An 18,485-nucleotide genomic window follows, 5' to 3' on the forward strand; every position below is an offset into this window, starting at 1 on the left:
GGCTTGCCGGAGCATGGGGGAAAGCGGGCCGGCATTGTCGCGCCGGCCCGACCCGTTGTCAGTTCGTGATCTGCACCTGGATGGATTGCGTGCGCTGGACGACGTTGATCGCGACTTCCTCCTCCACCCTGACCAGACGCACCGTCACCTTGTCGCCGCCGACTTCCAGATTGTAGAGCGTCATCTGCTCCAGGAAATCGGGCAGGCGTGGGCGCTGGAAATGCACCGCCACCGCGGTCGGGTCGAAACTGAGGCCGAGGACCGACTGGACCAGGGCCGGCAAGGTCGCCGCCGCCCAGGCCTGCGGCGAGCAGGCGACCGGGTAGCGCACCGGCCCTTCCGCGCGGTTGCGGGTGAAGCCGCAGAACAGTTCCGGCAGGCGGCGCAGGTCGGTGTGGAACGCGGCGTCGAACATGCCCCGGAACAGGCGCTCGGCCTCGTCGCGATAGCCGTGGCGGGCGAGGCCCAGACCGATCAGGGCGTTGTCGTGCGGCCAGACCGAGCCGTTGTGATAGGCCATCGGGTTGTAGCGGGCCTCGCCCTCGGGGATGGTGCGGATGCCCCAGCCGGAGAAGGACGAACGGTGCATCAGCCCGGCGACCAGCCGGGGAACCCGGTCGGGGGTTGCGATGTCGGTGAGCAGGATATGGCCGGCATTCGACGACCGGACGCGGCAGGGCTTCTTGTGACCATCCAGCGCCAGGGCGTAGGTGCCCAGTTCCTCGATCCAAAACCGGGCGTTGAAGGCGACACGGAGCGTCTCGGCCAGGTGGTCCTGCCGGTCGGCATAGGCCGTGCGGCCGAGGCGGCGACCGATGGTCGCGGCGGCGCGGCGCGCGGCGTAGACATAGGCCTGGACCTCGCACAGGGCGATCGGGCCTTCGGCGAGGGTGCCGTCGGCGTGGAAGATGCTGTCGTAGCTGTCTTTCCAGCCCTGGTTGATCAGGCCGTCCTTGTTGCGGCGGCCATATTCGACGAAGCCGTCGCCGTCGCGATCGCCGTAGCGGTCGATCCATTCGACGGCGCGTTCGATGTTCGGCCAGATCGTTGTCATCAGCGCCACGTCGCCGGTGCGCTCCAGATACTGGCCGGCCAGCATGACGAACAGCGGCGTGGAATCGATCGAGCCGTAATAATGGCGGAACGGGACTTCGCCCAGTTCGGCCATTTCGCCGTGCCGGACCTCGTGCAGGATCTTGCCGGGCTCGGCGTCGGCGACCGGGTCTTCGGTGTGGGCCTGGTGGCGGGCGAGGTAGGCCAGCACGCCGCGCGCGATTTCCGGGTCCAGCCACAGGGTGAGCATGGCGGTGATCAGGGCGTCGCGGCCGAAGGCGGTGCTGAACCAGGGCACGCCGGCATAGGGGTAGGGGCCGGTCTTCTTGTCCGTCAGCAGCATGTAGATGTCGCAGATGCAGCGACGGATGGCCTCGTTGAAGATCTCGTTCGAGGTTGCGATCGCCGCCGCACGGGACGAGGACAGGCGCAGGGCGCGCCTTGCCTCGACCGCGCCGCGCAGGAAGCGCCGGTTGGGCTGGGCTTCGTGCCGTTCGGTGGGGTCGCACTCGATCTCGTAATGGATCAGTACGCGCTGGCCCGGCGGCAGATCGAAGCGGAAGGCGGCGTGCTGGGCGGTCAGTTCGGCCGGCGGTGGCCAGAAGCGCAGCATGGTGGTGCGGCGCCGGTCGTCCAGCCCGTCATAGGAGAGTTTCACCTCGGCTTCGCCGACCTCCGGCGTGCCCATTGTGCCGCGCCGGGGGCGGGTGGAACCGCGCGCCTCGAACAGGTCGGCGAAATCGGCCAGGAAACGGATGTCGAGCAGCGCGGTGCGGGGTTCGACGTCGAAATTGCGGATTTCGACCCGTTCGTAGCAGACGCGGTTCCACAGGAAGCGTGACCGGCGCACATGCAGCAGGTCGTGATTCATGCGCTGGCCGTCGGGGCCGTCGATGTCCGTGTTGGTCAGGTCGACCGACAGCATCACGTTGTTCTCGCGCACCGTCGAGGACAGCAGGATGGGGCGTGTGCCCTGGAGGCTCATCGACAGGCCGGAGAGATAGCGCGTGTCGTGGAAATACAGGCCGTCGGCGATGCCGTCGCCATAGAGGATATCGCCCGTCTGGTCGAAGACCCCGAACATGTCGCCCTGTTTGAGCGTGTGCAGGCGGCGTTCGGACAGGAGGGATTTCGCGGCGACGGGAAAGCCGTCCAGGTCCCCGGCGTGCGTCTGGGTTTCTGTTTGGCTGTCCATGACGGGGGTCCTTCGCTTTGAATCGGTTATCTTGTCCGGAGGTGCCCGGGGGCGGGGCGTGGTAGCGGGCTGGCGGTCAGAGCAGCTTGGTGAATTTCAGCAGCAGCCAGGCGACGACCATGAACAGGAAGCAAATGCCGCCGGCCTCGACAGTGCCCAGGGAGCCGCTCGCCAGGAACATGCCGCCGGTATTCATGCCGAAGAATCCGGTCACGAATGTGGCCGGCAGCATCAGGGTCGTCAGCACCGACACCGTGTACAGGCGCCGGTTGGTTTCTTCCGCCTGGCCCGAGGCCAGTTCATCCTGCAACGAACGCGCGCGGTCCTGCAATGCCATCAGATCGTCCAGCGCCGCGTGGATCTGACGTTGCGAGCGGTCGCGGATATCGTCCTCGGCCCATTCGGGCAGTTCCAGATCCTCGTTGTGGAAGATCCGGTCGACCGGAGAAATGACGCGGCGCAGTTCGGTCGAACGGCGCCGCACCTTGCCGATCAGGCCGCTGATGCGGCCGAAATCGGTGTGCTGGTCCAGGGTCAGCAGCAGATCTTCGGCGCGGTCGAGCTGGTCGTCCAGCATGGCGATGTTCCGGCGCACGCTGTCGGCGAATTCCAGCAGCGTGCGGTCCACGATCTCGGCCGGGGTGCGGGGGCCGTCATCGCGTTGCAGCCAGCGATAGGCGGCGCCCAGCGCCGGGACGGGGTGGCGGCGGGTGGTGATCAGCAGGTCGGGCAGTACCGCGAAACGCCAGGCCGAGACGCTGGTATCGTCATCGGTCATGCTGTCGTCGAAGCCGGGCAGGGCGCCGTAGACGATGTCGCCTTCGGCCTCCAGCCGGGTGCTGCGGTCGGTGCCCGACAGGGTGATGCGGGCTTCCTCGGGCAGGCAGGCGATGGCCTCGACCCGGGCCCGGCTGGCCGTATGCACGACGTCGTAATGCAGCCAGACCCATCCGGCGGGCCGCTCTTCGGTCGTGGTGGGCTCGGCTTCGGCGTCGTCGGTATGGGGGGGGCGGCCGTTCAGGTGGTCGGCCGCCTGCTGGGGCGACAATTGCACCGGCCGGTGTCCGGGGACGCAGGAAACCGCCCAGACCAAGCCATCCGCCGCATCGCTCTGCGGCGTATCGGCGAGGGACAATTCGGTCTGGGCTATCGTATCGGGCATCGTGATATCCGGGACCGCTCGCAATACAAGCGCACACTTGGCATGGGTGCCTGCCGGTTGCAATCCCATGGAAGTGGATACGTCGGACGGTCAGGTTTTACGGATGGGTCGCCAGTTCCTTGTCCAGGCGCGCAGGGCCATGCCCACTTCCTTCAGGACCGGGGCAAGGGATGTTTCCCGCGACCGAAATATGCGCATGCCGGGATACCAGGGCGAGCGACCGATGGTATCGCCCCATCGCCAGCAGGCGTCCTGGCGGCTGATCATCCAGACCGGGCAGCCCAGCGCACCCGCCAGATGCAGCGGCGACGTGTCGACCGAAATGACCAGATCGAGATTGGCCATGATCGCCGCCGTGTCGGCCATGTCATGCACGGCCCCCATCGGGTCGTACAGTGGCTGGCCGGTCCAGTTCGCGATTTCCTGTCGGGCATTGCCGAATTGAAGGCTGACCAGCGTTGCCTCGACGGGCGTCAGGGCCGCGCCCATCGCCGCCAGCGTCGTCGAGCGCCGTTGGTCGACCAGGGCATGAATGGATTGAGGCCGCCATTCTCCCGCCCAGACCAGGCCGATACGCGGGCGGCGTTTCGGTAGCAGGGCGGCGAAGCGGGCGACATCGTCGGGATCGGGGTGCAGGTAGGGGATCGGTGCCGGAACGTCCCATAATGACGTTGCGCCGGCGATATGGGGCAGGTCGGGAATGGCGGCGGCGTAATCGTAGCCATCCTGCAGCGCGAACGCCCTTGTCTCGCACACCGTGGCCGCCGGATAGGATTGCGCCAGCAGGCGGAGCAGGGGGCGGGGCACGACGATCGTGACGCGGGCCCCTTTTGCCAGCAGGTCGGGCACGAATCGGATGAACTGGATCGTGTCGCCCAGCCCCTGCTCCTGAAACAGCACGACGCCACGCCCCGCGACCGCATCGCCGGGGCGCAGGCGGGGCAGGGACAGATACCAGGCGGCCCTGTCGTCGGGGGCGAGCCGTCGGTTGAAATAGCGTGGCCAGCCCTCGCTCAGACGGCCGGCCTTGATCAGCGCGCAGGCATGGCCAAACGTGATTCCGTAGTCGGTCGGGGCGAGGGCTTCGGCTTTTTCGTACCAGGAAACGGCCTCCGCCGATCGGTCCAGGCAGAAGAGGGCGATGCCCATATTTTTCAGCAGCGTGGGCGTGACAATGCCGTTTTCTAGGCATGGCAGCAGGATCCGCAGGCTTTCCGCCGCGTGGCCGGCCTGGAGAAGGGCCGTGGACATGGCGTCGCAGAGCGTGCCGCTGTCATTCGGGTAACGGCCCAGCAGTTCGGCGAACAGGGCCTGGCTGCCCGCGCGGTCGCCGCGCACGACGCGGACATGCAGCAGCAGGCTCCATGCGGGGATCGTGTCCGGCAGTCGGTGCAGGACGGGGCGCAAGAATGCCTCGACGAGGTCGTAGGCGGAACTGTGGCGCAGGATGACCGTGGCGGCGGTAACGGCAAGCCGCCAGTCATCGGGATAGCGGGAGGCCGCGTCCAGAAACAGGCGGACCGCGTCTTCTCCCCGGCCTGTGGCGAAGAGGGTGTCGCCGGTCTGCTCTATTTCCTCGGGGAATGGCGGGACGCCGTCGGTCGAGCCGTCTGTCATGCCATTCCCGTCATCCGATCAGGATCATTTCAGGTCGTCGGGAACCTTGCCGCCATTTTCGGCCAGTTTCTGCATGACCGCCTTGTGCAGCCAGACATTCATCGACGCGGAATCGTTGGTGTCGCCGGTGTAGTGCAGTTCCTCGGCGAGTTGCTTGCGGGCCGCCAGCGAACTGTCCAGGCCCAGCAGCTTCATCAGGTCGACGATCGACTGCTTCCAGTTGAGCGGCTGTGGTGCCTTGGCGGCCAGGTCGGTCAGGATGGCGGCGACATCGACTGGGGCGGAGGGCGTGACCGGTGCCGCCGGTGCGGGTGTCTGGCCTGCGGATATGGCGGGGGTGGCGACCGCCGGGGTAGTGGCTCCGGCGTGGCCGAAGATCGTGGACAGGATGGTGGCGAAGATGCTCATGCGCGGACTCTCCTTTTAGCGCCGCCGCCCGGGGTGCGCATTGTCCCCGGGCGGTGTCGTGCCTTAGTAGCGGTACAGGTCGTTCTTGAACGGCCCGTTGACCGGAACGCCGATATACTCGGCCTGTTTCTCCGACATCTTCGACAGTTCGGCACCGACCTTGGCCAGGTGCAGGGCCGCGACCTTCTCGTCGAGATGCTTGGGCAGGGTGTAGACCTGACGCTCGTACTTGCCCGCGGGGGCGGTCCACAGTTCGATCTGCGCCAGCGTCTGGTTGGTGAAGGACGCCGACATGACGAAGGACGGGTGGCCCGTGGCGTTGCCCAAGTTCACCAAACGGCCCTCGGACAGCAGGATCAGGCGCTTGCCGTCGGGGAACACGACCTCGTCGACCTGCGGCTTGATGTTGTCCCAGGTGAAGTTGCGCAGCGCCTCGACCTGGATCTCGGAATCGAAATGCCCGATATTGCAGACGATGGCGCGGTGCTTCATCGCGCGCATGTGGTCGACGGTGATGATGTCGACATTGCCGGTGCAGGTGACGAAGATGTCGCCGCGCGGGGCGGCGGCTTCCATCGTCACGACCTCGTAGCCTTCCATGGCGGCCTGCAGGGCGCAGATCGGGTCGACCTCGGTGACGAGCACGCGGCAGCCGGCATTGCGCAGCGAGGCGGCGGAGCCCTTGCCGACATCGCCATAGCCGGCGACGACGGCGACCTTGCCGGCCATCATCACGTCGGTGCCGCGACGGATCGCGTCGACCAGGCTTTCGCGACAGCCGTACAGATTGTCGAATTTCGACTTGGTGACGCTGTCATTGACGTTGATGGCCGGCACGGCCAGCGTGCCCTTCTTGGCCATTTCCCACAGGCGATGCACGCCGGTGGTCGTCTCTTCGGACAGGCCGCGCACGTCCTTCAGCATCTCGGGATACTTGTCGTGCATCAGCACGGTCAGGTCGCCGCCATCGTCGAGGATCATGTTCGGCGTCCAGCCGTCCGGGCCCTTGATGGTCTGCTCGATGCACCACCAGAACTCTTCCTCGGTCAGGCCCTTCCAGGCGAAGACCGGCACGCCCGTCGCGGCGATGGCGGCGGCGGCGTGGTCCTGGGTCGAGAAGATGTTGCACGACGACCAGCGGACCGTGGCGCCCAGGGCGGTCAGGGTTTCGATCAGCACGGCGGTCTGAATCGTCATGTGTAGGCAGCCGGCGATGCGCGCGCCCTTCAGCGGCTGGCTGGCACCGAATTCGTCGCGCAGAGCCATCAGGCCGGGCATTTCGCCCTCGGCGATGGCGATTTCCTTGCGGCCCCATTCCGCGAGAGCGATGTCGCGTACCTTATAGTCCGTGCTGGCGGTCATGTTCGGTCCTGTTCGGTTGATGCAGAATCTCGGCGGGTATAGACGTTCGGGCCCGCGAGGGCTAGCGCGGGCATGATCTCACGCCGTGGCGACGGCCTCGGCCGCGCGGAGCACGCGCAGGAAATTGCCGCCCCAGATCTGGGCGATCTGGTCGGCATCGTAGCCGCGCCGTTGCAGTTCCGCCGTCAGCGCCGGGCTCTGCGCGGCATCGCGCCAGCCCTCGATCATGCCGCCGCCGTCGAAATCCGAGGAAATGCCGACATGGCGGACGCCGATCCGGTTGGCGACATAGTCGATATGATCGACATAATCGGCCACGCTTACCGGCCGCTGGGCGCGGATTTCGCGCGGGCGCAGGAAGGCGTCGACGGCCGTGATGTGGATGACGCCGTCGCAATCGCGCAGGGCGTCGAGCTGTTCGTCGTCGAGATTGCGCGGGTGGTCGCAGAGTGCCCGGACGCAGGAATGGGTGGCCAGGACTGGGTTGCGCGACAGGCGCACCGCCTGCAGCATGGTGCTGCGCGCGGTGTGGGAGATATCGACCATCAGGCCCAGCCGGTTCATTTCGGCGATCGCCTCGCGACCCAGGCCGGACAGGCCGCCATGACGGGATTCCGGGTCGTTCAGGGACGCCATCGGGCGGGCCGAATCCGCCAGGGCGTTATGGCCGTTATGGGTCAGCGTCATATAGCGCGCGCCGCGCGCGCGGAACCGGGCCAGCAGCGACAGGTCCTCGCCCATCGCATAGCCGTTTTCGACCGCCGGAACGATGGCGGTGATGCCCTCGTGGAATGCGGCTTCGATATCCGCCGCGAGCGGGCAGATCCGCGCCGGGCCGCCTTCGACGCCCCGGTTGATCGCATCGAGCATCGCCAGGGCCTGCTGGGAGATCGCGGCATGGGCGGCCGGGTCGGTGGCGCCCTGGCCGACATAGGCGACCAGACAGGCCGCTGCGACGCCGCCCCGGCGCAGCTTGGGCAGGTCGACATGACGATAGTCGGTGTCCTGCGTGAAATCGCCCCGATCGGGCCAGGGGATGTCGATATGCGTATCGACGGTCAGCAGGGGGAGGTGCGGGAGGTCGGTCATGGCCGAGCAATGTAGGCTGGAAATGCCCGATCCGTAAGAGACTGTTCAAAAGCCCCGCCGGTGGCGGCCTGACGGTGATTTTGAGCAGTCTCTCGGGGACCGGCGGGAATGAAAAAAACCTGCCTTCTGCCCCAGGAGGGACGGAAGGCAGGGTGGAGGCTGTTATCGGATTGTCGTGCCACCGTGGCGGGGAGACGGACCTGCGTCTTTCAGGCCGGAACGTGCCGGGGTGCCGCCCGCGGGGCCGGGATGCCGGACGGCAGGACGGGATAGCCGAACTGGGCCTCGATCACTTCCGCCATGGCAAGATACAGGGCGGCGGCGCCGCAGAGCAGGCCCTCATATCCCGCGATGCGGGTAATGATGAGATTGCCCGTCCACTCGCCCAGCGCGAGGAGGAAGAACAGGAGCGTGAGCGACGAGAACACGAACTGCAGCACGCGATTGCCCCGCAGCGTGCCGATGAACAGGAAGCCCGTGAAGACGCCCCAGAGGGCCAGGTACGCGGCCATGGCCGGCGCGCTCGCCGCCGGGATCAGGCCGAATTTCGGCAGGATGACGAGCAGGACGAGAGAAATCCAGAACGCGCCATAGGACGTAAAGGCCGTCAGCCCGAACGTGTTGCCCTTGGGATATTCCAGCAGCCCGGCCAGGATCTGGGCCGCTCCGCCGAAGATGATTCCCATTGCCAGGACCGACGAATTGAGTGGCAGGAAACCGGCATTGCAGAGATTGAGCAGGATCGTCGTCATCCCGAAGCCGGCGAGGCCGAGGGGTGCTGGATTGGCGAGAGGTTTCATGACGAGAGTCTCCGTAATCGGCCGCTGGGGCTGTCCGATCAGCCCGGACCTTCGCAGCCGTTGGCGTTTTTCTCGTCCTTTTTATAAAATTCGACAATAACAAATATATGTTAGGTGAATAAGTCGTGGTCACAAGGCGGTTATCCTGAAAGCGTATCCGTGGGGAGAGGCGAACGCTCTCCCGGCTGGTCGGACTTTCGCTCTTCCAGGATGGCGCTGATGGCCTCGCTCAGGGTCTGCCACCGTGCGGCACGGATGTCGTCGCCGGCGTCGCGTGCCTGGGCGAGCTGGGTGCGGGCGACCAGCAGGGCGTCCGGACCATGCTGATCCACCAGCTCGATCGCTTCGGCCGGCACCGGTTTGCGGAGGATACGCATGGTTCGCCTCCCGTATCCGATGGATTGTGAAAGGGAGGTGGCGCGTGCCCGATGGTGCTTCAATCCGGTTTCGGAGATGTGATTGCCCCGGAGGGGTAGTCGGCAAAGGTGTTTCGGGCATTTTTCCGGAAAATGACGGTTCTCGAAAGTTGAAAGCAGCCATGGTTTGCATGCGCGGGAACACGCGCTCAGTCAGCTTTGCGGATTGGCATATGTTGTGCGCGTTACGGCGCGAATTGCGTCTGTATGTTCGGCCGGCGAACGGGCTTTCGATGTTCTTTAAATGGAAATTTATTATAGAGACATGATTTGTTTGATAATTTTTTCTTACATTTATCTAGAAAGTTCATTCTTCCCCCACATTTTTGAGTGCAAGGATAATTATGCATCGCCTTCCGTCCGCCCGATCACGTGTTGATGATGACCGCATCGGGAACGGGAGGGGAAGACGCGGAACGGGTGTTCGGATTGTCGCGGGGCGGGCTTGGCGATTGCTGGGGTTGGCGGCGTTTCTGTCGGGCGGTGTTCTGGTGCGACCGGCGATGGCGGTGTCGCTGCATCAGGCTATTCGCGACGCATGGGCACAGGACCCGTTGCGGCAGTCGCTGCTGGTCGACCGGCAGGCGGCGGACAACAATGCAGATGCCGCGCGGTCGTGGTTTCCGGGCGGGCCGATCGTGAGCGGACAATATTATGACGACCACGCATTAGGCAGCAATCAGGGCTACACGACCTACCAGACCGGGGTTGCCGTGCCGCTGTGGCTGCCCGGCCAGCGCTCGGCCACGATCCGCCAGGAACAGGCCGGCGGAGGGCTGGCGACGGCCCATCTGGCGATGGAGCGGATGGTCATGGCGGTGCGGGTGCTGCGTGCGGCACTGGGCGGGGCGACAGCGCGGCTGAGCGTTCAATCCTTGCAGGACGAGCGGCGCGCGCTGGTGGAGATCGAAAGTTCCGCCCGGCACCTGATGGATGCGGGAGAGATTTCGTCGGCCGATCATGCCGCGGTCGCCAGTGACCTGGAGGCCGTCGAGGGGCGGTTGACGGCGGCCCGGGAGCGGCTGGAGGACGAGCGGGCCGGGCTGGAAGAACTGACCGGCCAGCCGGACATTCCCGATCTGGACGAGGTTGACGGTCATGCGCTGGCGGCCGTGCGCGGCGGCACGGCGGTGGACCAGGCGATCGATCACGATCCGCGCCTGCGTTTCGCGCATGCCCAGGTCATGGCGGCGCGTGCGTCCGATGATCTTGCCCGCCGTTCCTTCATGCCCAATCCCGAGGTCGGCGTGGATGCGATCCATGAGAAGCAGTACGGCAGCCCGTGGAATACGCGCGTCGGCGTTCAACTGACCATTCCGCTTCCCAGCGAGGCGCGGAACGTGCCGATGCGCATGAAGGCGGTGCGGGAGATCGCGGCGGCCGAGCGGGAGGAGCGGCAGGCCCGGCGGGCGGTGCGCGCCGATTATGCGCGCGCCCTGGCGCGGCTGGCCGCGTCGCTGGATATCCTGCGCCATGCCAGCGGGCGGGATCGGGTGCTGGCGCGCCGGATAGAGGACCTGCGTAAGGGGTGGGTGACGGGCGAAACCCCGGTGATCGAATATCTGCGGGCGCGCGAGGCGGGGCTGGAGGCGCGGCAGCAGCAGCAGACGGCCTCGGTCGAATGGCGGGGGGCGATCGCGCAGATGATGATCATGGCGGGAGAAACGCCATGAGAGCGGCATGGTCACTGGTCGCTCTGGCGCTGGTTCTGCTGCCGGGAGTGGGCGTGGCGGGTGAGACGCCGCCGGCCGTGGTGACGATCGCGCCGTCGGCGATGAAGACGATGGGGATCGCGACCACGATTGCCCGCGCGGGAACGCTGAGCGGGCATATTGCCTGCCCGGCCTATGTGATGGCCGACAACCGCCATGTCGTGCGGATTTCCCCACTGGGAGAAGGGCGGGTGCTCAAGGTGCTGACCTATCCGGGACAGATCGTCGCGGCCGGGCAGGTCCTGCTGGAATATGACAACCATACGCTGGTGCAGCTTCGCCAGCAGATCGCGGCGGCGGAGGCCGCGCTGGAAGAGGCGCGGGCGACGCGGGACGAGGCCGCCTTGTCGGCGGCGCGGGCGAAAATCCTGCGCGGGACCGTGCTGGCGGTGGGCGAGGTCCAGCGGCGGGAACTGGCCCTGCGGCATGCCGAAGGGCTGGTGCGGGAGAAGAAGGCCCTGCTGGACAGCAGCCAGGTGCGCCTGGACGAACTGACCTCGGCCACCGAACGGCCGGATGGAGAGCAGTCGCGGATCATCTCGCCGATCCCCGGCATCGTGCGTGGCGTGAATGTGGCGATGGGCGACAATATGGCCAATCGCACCCAGCCGCTGGTCGAGGTTGACGATCTGTCCTCGGTCTGGGTGGTGTCGCAGGTGCTGGGACGGGATGCCGGCGCGCTGGCGCCGGGAAACCGGCAGGTGACGCATCCCGGTGGCAGGTCCACGCAGGCGATCGCCTCGCGCATCGATACCATCGACGGCAATGTCGATCCGCAGACCCGGCAGCTTCTGGTACGCAGCCTTGTGCCCAACAAGTCGGGCCGCCTGAGGCCCGGCATGCTGGTGACGACGGAACTGTATGCGTCCACGCCGGTGGAGGGCGTACTGGTTCCTGCGACCGCCGTGCAGGAACTCGATGGCGCGCAGGCGGTCTTTGTCCGCGTCGCATCCGACCGCTACGCGGCGCGGGAGGTGACGACCGGCCCCGAGGCGGGCGGCATGCTTGTGGTGACGCATGGCCTGACGCCGGGCGATGTCGTCGTGACAGCCGGTAGTTTTACGCTGAAATCGCAGATGCTCCTGACCCGGGTGGGGGGCGGATAGCGCCATGAAAGCGATTTATGCCTTGCTGCGCGGCCGAGGTATCGTCCTGGGGCTGGTGGCGCTGTTCATGCTGGCGTGCGTGGCCGATCTGCGGACGCTGCCGGTCGAACCCGTGCCCGATATCTCGCCCACGCAGGTCATGCTGTCGGTGCTGGCGCCCGGCCTGCCCAGCGAGGAGGTGGAGCGGCTTGTCACTTTTCCGGTCGAGACGGCGATGGCGGGTGTTCCCGGCATGACGGGCATGCGCTCGGTCTCGCGCACCGGGGTGGCAGTGATCTATCTGCAATTCGCCGACGGATCGGACATCTATCTGGACCGGACGCTGGTCTCGCAGCGCATGAGCGAGGCGCGGTCGCATATTTCGGTCCGGGACCTGTCGTTCACCATGGGGCCGCTGGCGACCGGCATGGGCGAGATCTTGCAATTCCAGTTGCGCGGGCCGGGAATGGGCCCGCCGGAGCTGAACCGGATCATGACCTGGCAGGTCGTGCCACGCCTGAAGCTGGTGCAGGGGGTGATCGACGTCAACATCAACGGGGGCGCCGAGGAGACCTTCAAGGTTGCGTTGGACCCCGAGCGGATGCAGGCCTACGGGGTGTCGGTCACGGATGTGTTTCATGCCGTGGACCAGGGGAACGCCGTGGCGGGCGGTGCGTGGATAGAACATAACGACCAGCAGCAGGTGATCGTCGGCCGGACGCTGATCGACAACCTGGCTGAACTGGCCGAGATCCAGGTGCGGTCCGGCCCCAACGGCCAGGTGATTCATATCGGCGATGTGGGAACCGTCTCGCATGGCGCGCGGCCACGCCTGGGGGCCGTGACCCGCGACGGCGCGGGCGAGATCGTCAATGGGGTGGTACTGTTGCAGCAGGGGGCGAGCGCGAAGGCGACGCTGGCCCATATCCAAGACGCGCTGCCGGCGATCCAGCAATCGCTGCCGCCCGGCATGACGCTGGATGTGTATTACAGCCGGTCGGCGCTGACCGGGGCGACGATCGACACGGTGAAGGAGAACCTGGCGCTGGGCGCGATCCTGGTGCTGGTGGCCCTGCTGGTGGTGATCGGTGACTGGCGTGCTTCGCTCGTCATCATCTCGGTGATTCCGTTCGCGCTGCTGGCGGCGATGGCGGGCATGCATCATCTGGGCATTTCCGCCAACCTGCTGAGTCTCGGCGCCATCGATTTCGGCATGGTCGTCGACAGTTCGCTGGTGATCGTCGAGAGCGTCATCAGCATGCCGACGCATCGGGGCGTGACCATGGAGCAACTGATCGCGACGTCGCTGGCGCAGGTCGTGCGGCCCGTCAGCTTTGCGATCCTGGTCATCATCATGGTCTACCTGCCGGTGCTGACTTTGCAGGGCGTCGAGGGGCGGATGTTCGGCCCCATGGCGCAGACGGTGATCCTGGCGCTGCTGGCGTCGCTGGCGTTCTCGCTGTTCTGCGTGCCGGTGCTGACACGATTGCTGGTACGCATGCCCCATGGCCATCACGACACGGTTTTTATCCGCGCGTGCCGGCGGGTGTATGACCCTGCCTTCGCGTGGTGCACGGCGCATGCCAACCGGGTGATGGGGATTGCGCTGGTTCTGCTGGTGGTTTCGGTGGTGCTGGCGAGCCGCCTGGGCGGGGAGTTCATTCCCCAGTTGCAGGAGGGCGACCTGGTGGTGACCTCCACGCGATTGCCCAGCATTTCGCTCGATGCCTCGATCCGGGCGGCGACGGCGATCGAGCGGACGTTGCGGCAGTTCCCCGAGGTGCAGACCGTGGTGAGCAATACCGGTACGGCGGCGATCCCGACCGATCCGCAGGGCTGGGAGCAGACGGACAGTTTTATCCTGCTGAAGCCGCGATCGGCGTGGAAGACGGCTTCGACCCAGGAAGAGCTTGTACGGGCCTTCGATGCGGCGCTGAAGCGCGACGTGGCGGGATCGCTGTTTTCGTGGAGCCAGCCGATCCAGATGCGGATGGACGACATGCTGTCCGGTGTCCGCTCGCAGATCGCCGTCGGCATCTATGGCGACGATTTGAAAACGCTGGGGCGCCTGGCGGGGCAGGTGACGGAACTGATCAACGCGATTCCCGGCGCGGCCGATGTCGCGCCGCAGGATGTCGGAACGATTCCGTTCCTGCATATCGATGTCGATCGTACGGCGGCGGCACGGCTGAATGTCGACACCACCGGGGTGATGGATGTGATCGAGGCGCTGGGCGGACATATCGGGCCGCCCGTGGTGCTGAATGGCGCCCTGATCCCGACGCAGGTGCGTTTTGCCGACGATGCCGGCGATAGCGTGGACAAGATCCGCAATCTGCCGGTGCTGACGCGCGACGACCATGTGGTGCGGCTGGAGCAGGTCGCGATCATCAAGCTGGAGGATGGGCCGGCCGCCATTCGTCGCAACAATGGCGAGCGGCGGATGATGGTGCAGGCCAATGTGCGGGGGCGTGACCTCAGTTCGTTCGTGGCCGAGGCCCAGCGGCGGGTCGCGGGGCAGGTCAGGTTGCCGCATGGCTATCGGATCGAATGGAGCGGCCAGTTCCGCAACATGCAGTCGGCGCTGGCGCGGCTGGAAATTGTGGTGCCGGTGGCGCTGCTGCTGATTTTCTGCCTTTTGGTGGCGGCTTTGGGGGAGTTCAGGCTGGCGGGGCTGGTCTTCGTCAACCTGCCGTTCGCGGCGACGGGGGGGATCATCGCCCTGGCCGCCAGAGGGATGCCGTTCAGCATTTCCGCCGGGATCGGTTTTATCGCCCTCTTCGGCGTGGCGATTTTGAACGGGGTGGTGCTGGTGAGTTGTATCCGGCTGAAGCGGCAGGCGGGGATGAATGCGGTCGATGCCGCCTATAGTGCCGCGCGTGAGCGGTTCCGGCCGGTCATGGCCACGGCCACGGTTGCATGCCTGGGGTTCTTCCCGATGGCCTTCTCGATGAGCGAGGGGGGAGAGGTTGAAAAGCCGCTGGCGACGGTCGTGATCGGCGGGCTGATCTCCTGCACCGCGCTGACGCTTCTGGTCCTACCCTCGCTCTATATTCGGATTGCGGGCGGGAAATCGCCCGTCCGGTCGGGAGGTGGGTGAGGAGCGGGGTTGTGGGCACCGGCCTCGTGCGGGGCGGGGAGACCTGATATAGGGCCCGCTAGCATTGCAGGAAGGGCGGTTGCCTTGTCCCAGGAAAGTGAAAATTCCCGCCGGAAGACCGTTGTCATCAGCGGTGCGACGGGCGGAATCGGGCGGTTTCTGTGCCGGCAGCTTCGTCAGCAGGGTTGTCGGGTCGTCATTCTGTCACGCCAGGCAGGCCTGTCGCCCGATATCGCGGCGGATCTGGCTGTGACGTGCGACCTGATGGACGCGGGGGCGATCGCGGCGGCGGGCGTGGCGATTCGGGAGGCCTGCCCGCGAATCGACCTGTTCATTTCCTGCGCCGGCACGATCTCGCCCCAGGCGGCCGGCGCGCTGGACGGTGAGCGGGTCCGCCGGCAGGTGGACACCAATCTGACCGGCGTGATCATGCTGACGCATGAAGTGCTGCCGAACATCGCGGCCGGAGGACGGATCCTGTTCGTCAATTCGATGGCGGGGGTTTTTCCGCTGGCGGGCAGCGCCGTCTATACCGCGTCGAAATTCGGGTTGCGCGGCTTCGCGCGGGCGCTGGCGCAGGAGTTGCGGCCCCGGGGCATTCATGTCGTGTCGGTGTTTCCCGGCAGTGTCGATACGTCCATGTTTCGCGAGGAGATGGAACAGGGCGGGTCGCTGCTGAATTTCATGTCCTGGCCGCAGGCGCCCGAGCGGGCTGCCGCCTGGATCCTGGCTGTGGCGCGCAGCCGGAAGGAGGAGCATTTCCCCTCCATCATCGACAGGATATTCCCGCCGCTGTTCTTATCGTCGCCGGTTTTTATGCGGTTGTGCATGCCGGTCATGACGGTCTGGTCCCGGCTGACCAGATGGTGCTATCGGCGGCGGCACGGGCGCGGATAGGCCGGGCGGCCGCCGGAGATGGTGGCCTCAGTTTTCGTCGAGGGGGAGTTCCTGCACCCGCACGGCCTTGCCTGTCCGGTCGTAATAGAAGATCGCGTTGCCGCGCCGTTCGGCGTAGCCGTCCGGCGTGCCCTGCGGTGTCCAGAACAGCAGCCGGTTGGCATCGGACTGTTCGACCACCTTGTCACCGGCCGGACGGTAGCGGAACTGGCTGAAATCCTTGTGCGCGCTGGGTACCGGCGGCGTGGTGGCCAACTGGTGCATCGTGGGGCCCCTGGGGCCGTCTTCCTCCTGCGCCAGCGCCAGTGTCGGCACCGACAGGGCGCCGAGGCCGAGAGATACCGCCAGAATACGCAGTGCCTTGTCCTGCATGACCGTATCCTCCTTCGTCCTGTGGTCCGGTCCGCGGGAACATCCTCCGTTTTTCCGTTCGGCGCAACTCGCCCCATGCCCGGCCCGGCGATGCGGGCCGGGCATGGCGGCGGGGCCGCGTGCCGTTACTGGAAGGGCAGGTAGCGGAAATCGAAGAAGATCTGGCTCATGCTGGTGGAGGGACCGCCGCCGATGGCCTTCCAGGTTTGCAGGCGCGAATAGGCGAGCTGGGTGCCGACTTCCACCGTGCCGTAGCGGCCCTTGAGGAAGCGCCACCATGCGCCGATGGTGAATTCCTGCACCGAGCGGATGCTGGCCGTGCAGGCCAGGGGCGACATCTCGACCTCGCACCCGGCATTGGAGGACAGCGGGTTGCCGTAGCCATAGGCCGAGCCGCCGGAGGAGAAATAGCTCCGGCCGGACCGTTGCATGCCGTAATAGCCGTAGACGTCGATCCGCGGGTTTACATGGGCGACGATTCCCGCCGTTGCCTGCGCGTCGGGCAGGGGTTTCGGCTTGCCCTGGGCGTTCAGCGTGACGTCGGGCAGCAGCACCGAGCCATAGCGGCCGATCCCGACCCCGGCCAGGCCGGCCAGGTGGATTTCGAGCTTGTGGGGGATGACCGGCAGCACCGCCGATCCGCCGCCGCCGCCGGCAATCGCGGTGTTGTTGTGGCCCGTGCCGTTTGCGAAGACGCGGTCGTGCGGGAAGCGGACGATGCCCTCGGCCTCGTAATGGCCCCAGGCCGGGTCCCACGCGATCTTGCCGATGACGTCGGGCGCGATTTCATCGGAATAATTGGTGGTGAATTCGGTCAGGCCCGTGCCGTTGGCGCCGATGGTGGCCGTGCCGCCATTGGGAAGCGGCACCGAGCCGTTATTATTATCGAAACCTGTGGTGTCGTAGATCGTCGCCGGATTTTCGATCGACAGGCCGAGCCACAGACGGTGGTGGAACAGGTCGTGGACGTAGCGGGCCTGCCATTGTCTGGTCCAGGTCTGGCCGGCCAGCATCGAGGATTCGATGGTCTCGGGCAGGCTTTCCTGGCGGGCGACGATGCCGGCGCGGCCGGGTGTCAGCAGGCTCCAGGCCTGGCCGATCAGCAGGTGATCGCCATCGAGCGTGTCGTCGTAGCTCAGATAGGCCTGGCGCAGGCGCGGCACATAGGCATTGCTTTCGTAGGGATTGGTCGTTTCCGCGCCGGCGCCGAAATCGGTTTCGACGAAGCCGGATACGGTGGTGTGGGAATCGATATTCGCGCGGGCCATGAGCGAGAACCGGCTGTAGCGCGGGCTGCCTTCGAAATTGTTCTGGTGGTAGTTGGCATCGCGCGGGAAGGGCATGGCCGACCAGTAATTGAACGTGCCCGACGCGACGTGGCGGTTTTCCAGCACGGCCGAAGTGTCGAAATAGCCACCCAGCACGACCGTGACCGGGCCGATATGGAACACGCCGTGATCGCCCAGCGCGCCGGCGGCCTGCGCGCCGGCGGTCTCCCGCGGGTGCGGGCCGACATTATTGTCCGCCAGGCGGTTGACCATGTCTTCGTCGCGATGGGCGACGACGGCGGCGTAGGTGGGCGTGTCTTCCCCGATGGTGGGGGCGGGAACCTCGCCGGGATAGAGATGGGGATGGCCCGCCGTGGCCGGGGTGGCCGGGGTGGACGTTGCGGTGTTGCGGGCCAGTTGCCTGGCCCCTTCCATGCCGTGCGGTGAAGAGGCATGCTCGCGCGCGGACGCCTCGTTCGTCGTCGCGGGGCGGGCGAGATGCATGCGCGCCCGGTGTTGCGCCAGTTCGCGGCGCATCGCCATGAGGTCTTTCTGCAGTTCGAGCTGCTGCTCCTGGATGCGGGCGATCTGGCTCTCCATCGCGTCGATCGCCTCGGCTTCCTCCGGCCCGTGGCCCTGGGCATGGGCGGCGGGAGGCACCAGCATGGAGCAGCATAGCAGGAACAGCGGCAGGGACCGCTTCAACGACGAGGAGCGCAGTGGCATTCGGAACAATCGCATGAGGAGGGATGAAGTTTCAGAAGTATGTCAAAACATTTCTTGGAAAAGGTAAATAATAATTTCTTTTAGTTTTGTATCAGAATTCAGTTAATCGGATAGAACATATTTATATATCGTATCAATAGAAATCTATCCCGGAGGTTCTGCCGGGTGGGGATGGAAGGACTGGACCGCGTGCCGCCCGGCCCGATATGTCGCGCATGGTGAG

At 66.0% G+C, this 18,485-nt stretch carries 14 protein-coding genes; 4 read left to right on the forward strand and 10 right to left on the reverse strand.

Going from position 1 to position 18,485, the window contains the following annotated elements:
- Nucleotides 1-58 precede the first annotated feature (58 nt).
- The 8 genes from ACMAUO_RS01055 to ACMAUO_RS01090 all read right to left on the reverse strand — a co-directional run bounded on the left by ACMAUO_RS01055 (nt 59) and on the right by ACMAUO_RS01090 (nt 9,063).
- On the reverse strand, nt 59-2,248 hold the full coding sequence (locus tag ACMAUO_RS01055; RefSeq protein WP_420355157.1) for an amylo-alpha-1,6-glucosidase: 2,190 nt from the start codon (nt 2,246-2,248) through the stop codon (nt 59-61).
- Between the two features lie 76 nt (nt 2,249-2,324).
- On the reverse strand, nt 2,325-3,410 hold the full coding sequence (locus ACMAUO_RS01060) for a CorA family divalent cation transporter (protein WP_420355158.1): 1,086 nt from the start codon (nt 3,408-3,410) through the stop codon (nt 2,325-2,327).
- A gap of 90 nt (nt 3,411-3,500) precedes the next feature.
- On the reverse strand, nt 3,501-5,027 hold the full coding sequence (locus tag ACMAUO_RS01065) for a glycosyltransferase (protein WP_420355159.1): 1,527 nt from the start codon (nt 5,025-5,027) through the stop codon (nt 3,501-3,503).
- Nucleotides 5,028-5,051: 24 nt separating this feature from the next.
- Nucleotides 5,052-5,435, reverse strand: a complete 384-nt coding sequence (locus tag ACMAUO_RS01070; protein WP_420355160.1) for a DUF3597 domain-containing protein — start codon at nt 5,433-5,435, stop codon at nt 5,052-5,054.
- Between the two features lie 63 nt (nt 5,436-5,498).
- Nucleotides 5,499-6,797 (reverse strand): adenosylhomocysteinase, encoded by a 1,299-nt coding sequence (gene ahcY, locus ACMAUO_RS01075; protein WP_420355161.1) that lies wholly within the window; start codon nt 6,795-6,797, stop codon nt 5,499-5,501.
- A 78-nt stretch (nt 6,798-6,875) separates the two neighbouring features.
- The gene (locus ACMAUO_RS01080) at nt 6,876-7,886 is read right to left on the reverse strand and encodes a dipeptidase (protein ID WP_420355162.1); all 1,011 of its coding nucleotides are present in this window, start codon (nt 7,884-7,886) and stop codon (nt 6,876-6,878) included.
- Nucleotides 7,887-8,095: 209 nt separating this feature from the next.
- The gene (locus ACMAUO_RS01085; RefSeq protein WP_420355163.1) at nt 8,096-8,686 is read right to left on the reverse strand and encodes an acetate uptake transporter; all 591 of its coding nucleotides are present in this window, start codon (nt 8,684-8,686) and stop codon (nt 8,096-8,098) included.
- 140 nt (nt 8,687-8,826) lie between these two features.
- Nucleotides 8,827-9,063 (reverse strand): hypothetical protein, encoded by a 237-nt coding sequence (locus tag ACMAUO_RS01090; RefSeq protein WP_420355164.1) that lies wholly within the window; start codon nt 9,061-9,063, stop codon nt 8,827-8,829.
- A 500-nt stretch (nt 9,064-9,563) separates the two neighbouring features.
- On the opposite strand from ACMAUO_RS01090, the gene ACMAUO_RS01095 reads away from it, so the two are divergent.
- From ACMAUO_RS01095 to ACMAUO_RS01110, 4 genes are all read left to right on the forward strand, one after another.
- A complete protein-coding gene (locus ACMAUO_RS01095; RefSeq protein ID WP_420355165.1) occupies nt 9,564-10,775 on the forward strand; it encodes a TolC family protein in 1,212 nt (403 codons plus the stop codon).
- Nucleotides 10,772-11,920 (forward strand): efflux RND transporter periplasmic adaptor subunit, encoded by a 1,149-nt coding sequence (locus ACMAUO_RS01100; RefSeq protein ID WP_420355166.1) that lies wholly within the window; start codon nt 10,772-10,774, stop codon nt 11,918-11,920. The genes ACMAUO_RS01095 and ACMAUO_RS01100 overlap by 4 nt, the downstream gene beginning before the upstream one ends.
- Before the next feature lie 4 nt (nt 11,921-11,924).
- Nucleotides 11,925-14,999, forward strand: coding sequence for an efflux RND transporter permease subunit (locus tag ACMAUO_RS01105; RefSeq protein WP_420355167.1), 3,075 nt, complete (start codon nt 11,925-11,927; stop codon nt 14,997-14,999).
- Between the two features lie 84 nt (nt 15,000-15,083).
- On the forward strand, nt 15,084-15,896 hold the full coding sequence (locus ACMAUO_RS01110) for an SDR family NAD(P)-dependent oxidoreductase (RefSeq protein WP_420355168.1): 813 nt from the start codon (nt 15,084-15,086) through the stop codon (nt 15,894-15,896).
- Nucleotides 15,897-15,923: 27 nt separating this feature from the next.
- Here ACMAUO_RS01110 and ACMAUO_RS01115 read toward each other — a convergent pair whose 3' ends face one another.
- The gene (locus ACMAUO_RS01115) at nt 15,924-16,268 is read right to left on the reverse strand and encodes a hypothetical protein (RefSeq protein WP_420355169.1); all 345 of its coding nucleotides are present in this window, start codon (nt 16,266-16,268) and stop codon (nt 15,924-15,926) included.
- Nucleotides 16,269-16,393: 125 nt separating this feature from the next.
- Entirely contained in the window at nt 16,394-18,262 is a 1,869-nt protein-coding gene (locus tag ACMAUO_RS01120) for a PspA/IM30 family protein (RefSeq protein WP_420355170.1), read from the reverse strand.
- Nucleotides 18,263-18,485: the final 223 nt, after the last annotated feature.

The sequence above is a fragment of the Gluconacetobacter brunescens genome, from assembly GCF_048695475.1.
Taxonomy (GTDB): Bacteria; Pseudomonadota; Alphaproteobacteria; order Acetobacterales; family Acetobacteraceae; genus Gluconacetobacter.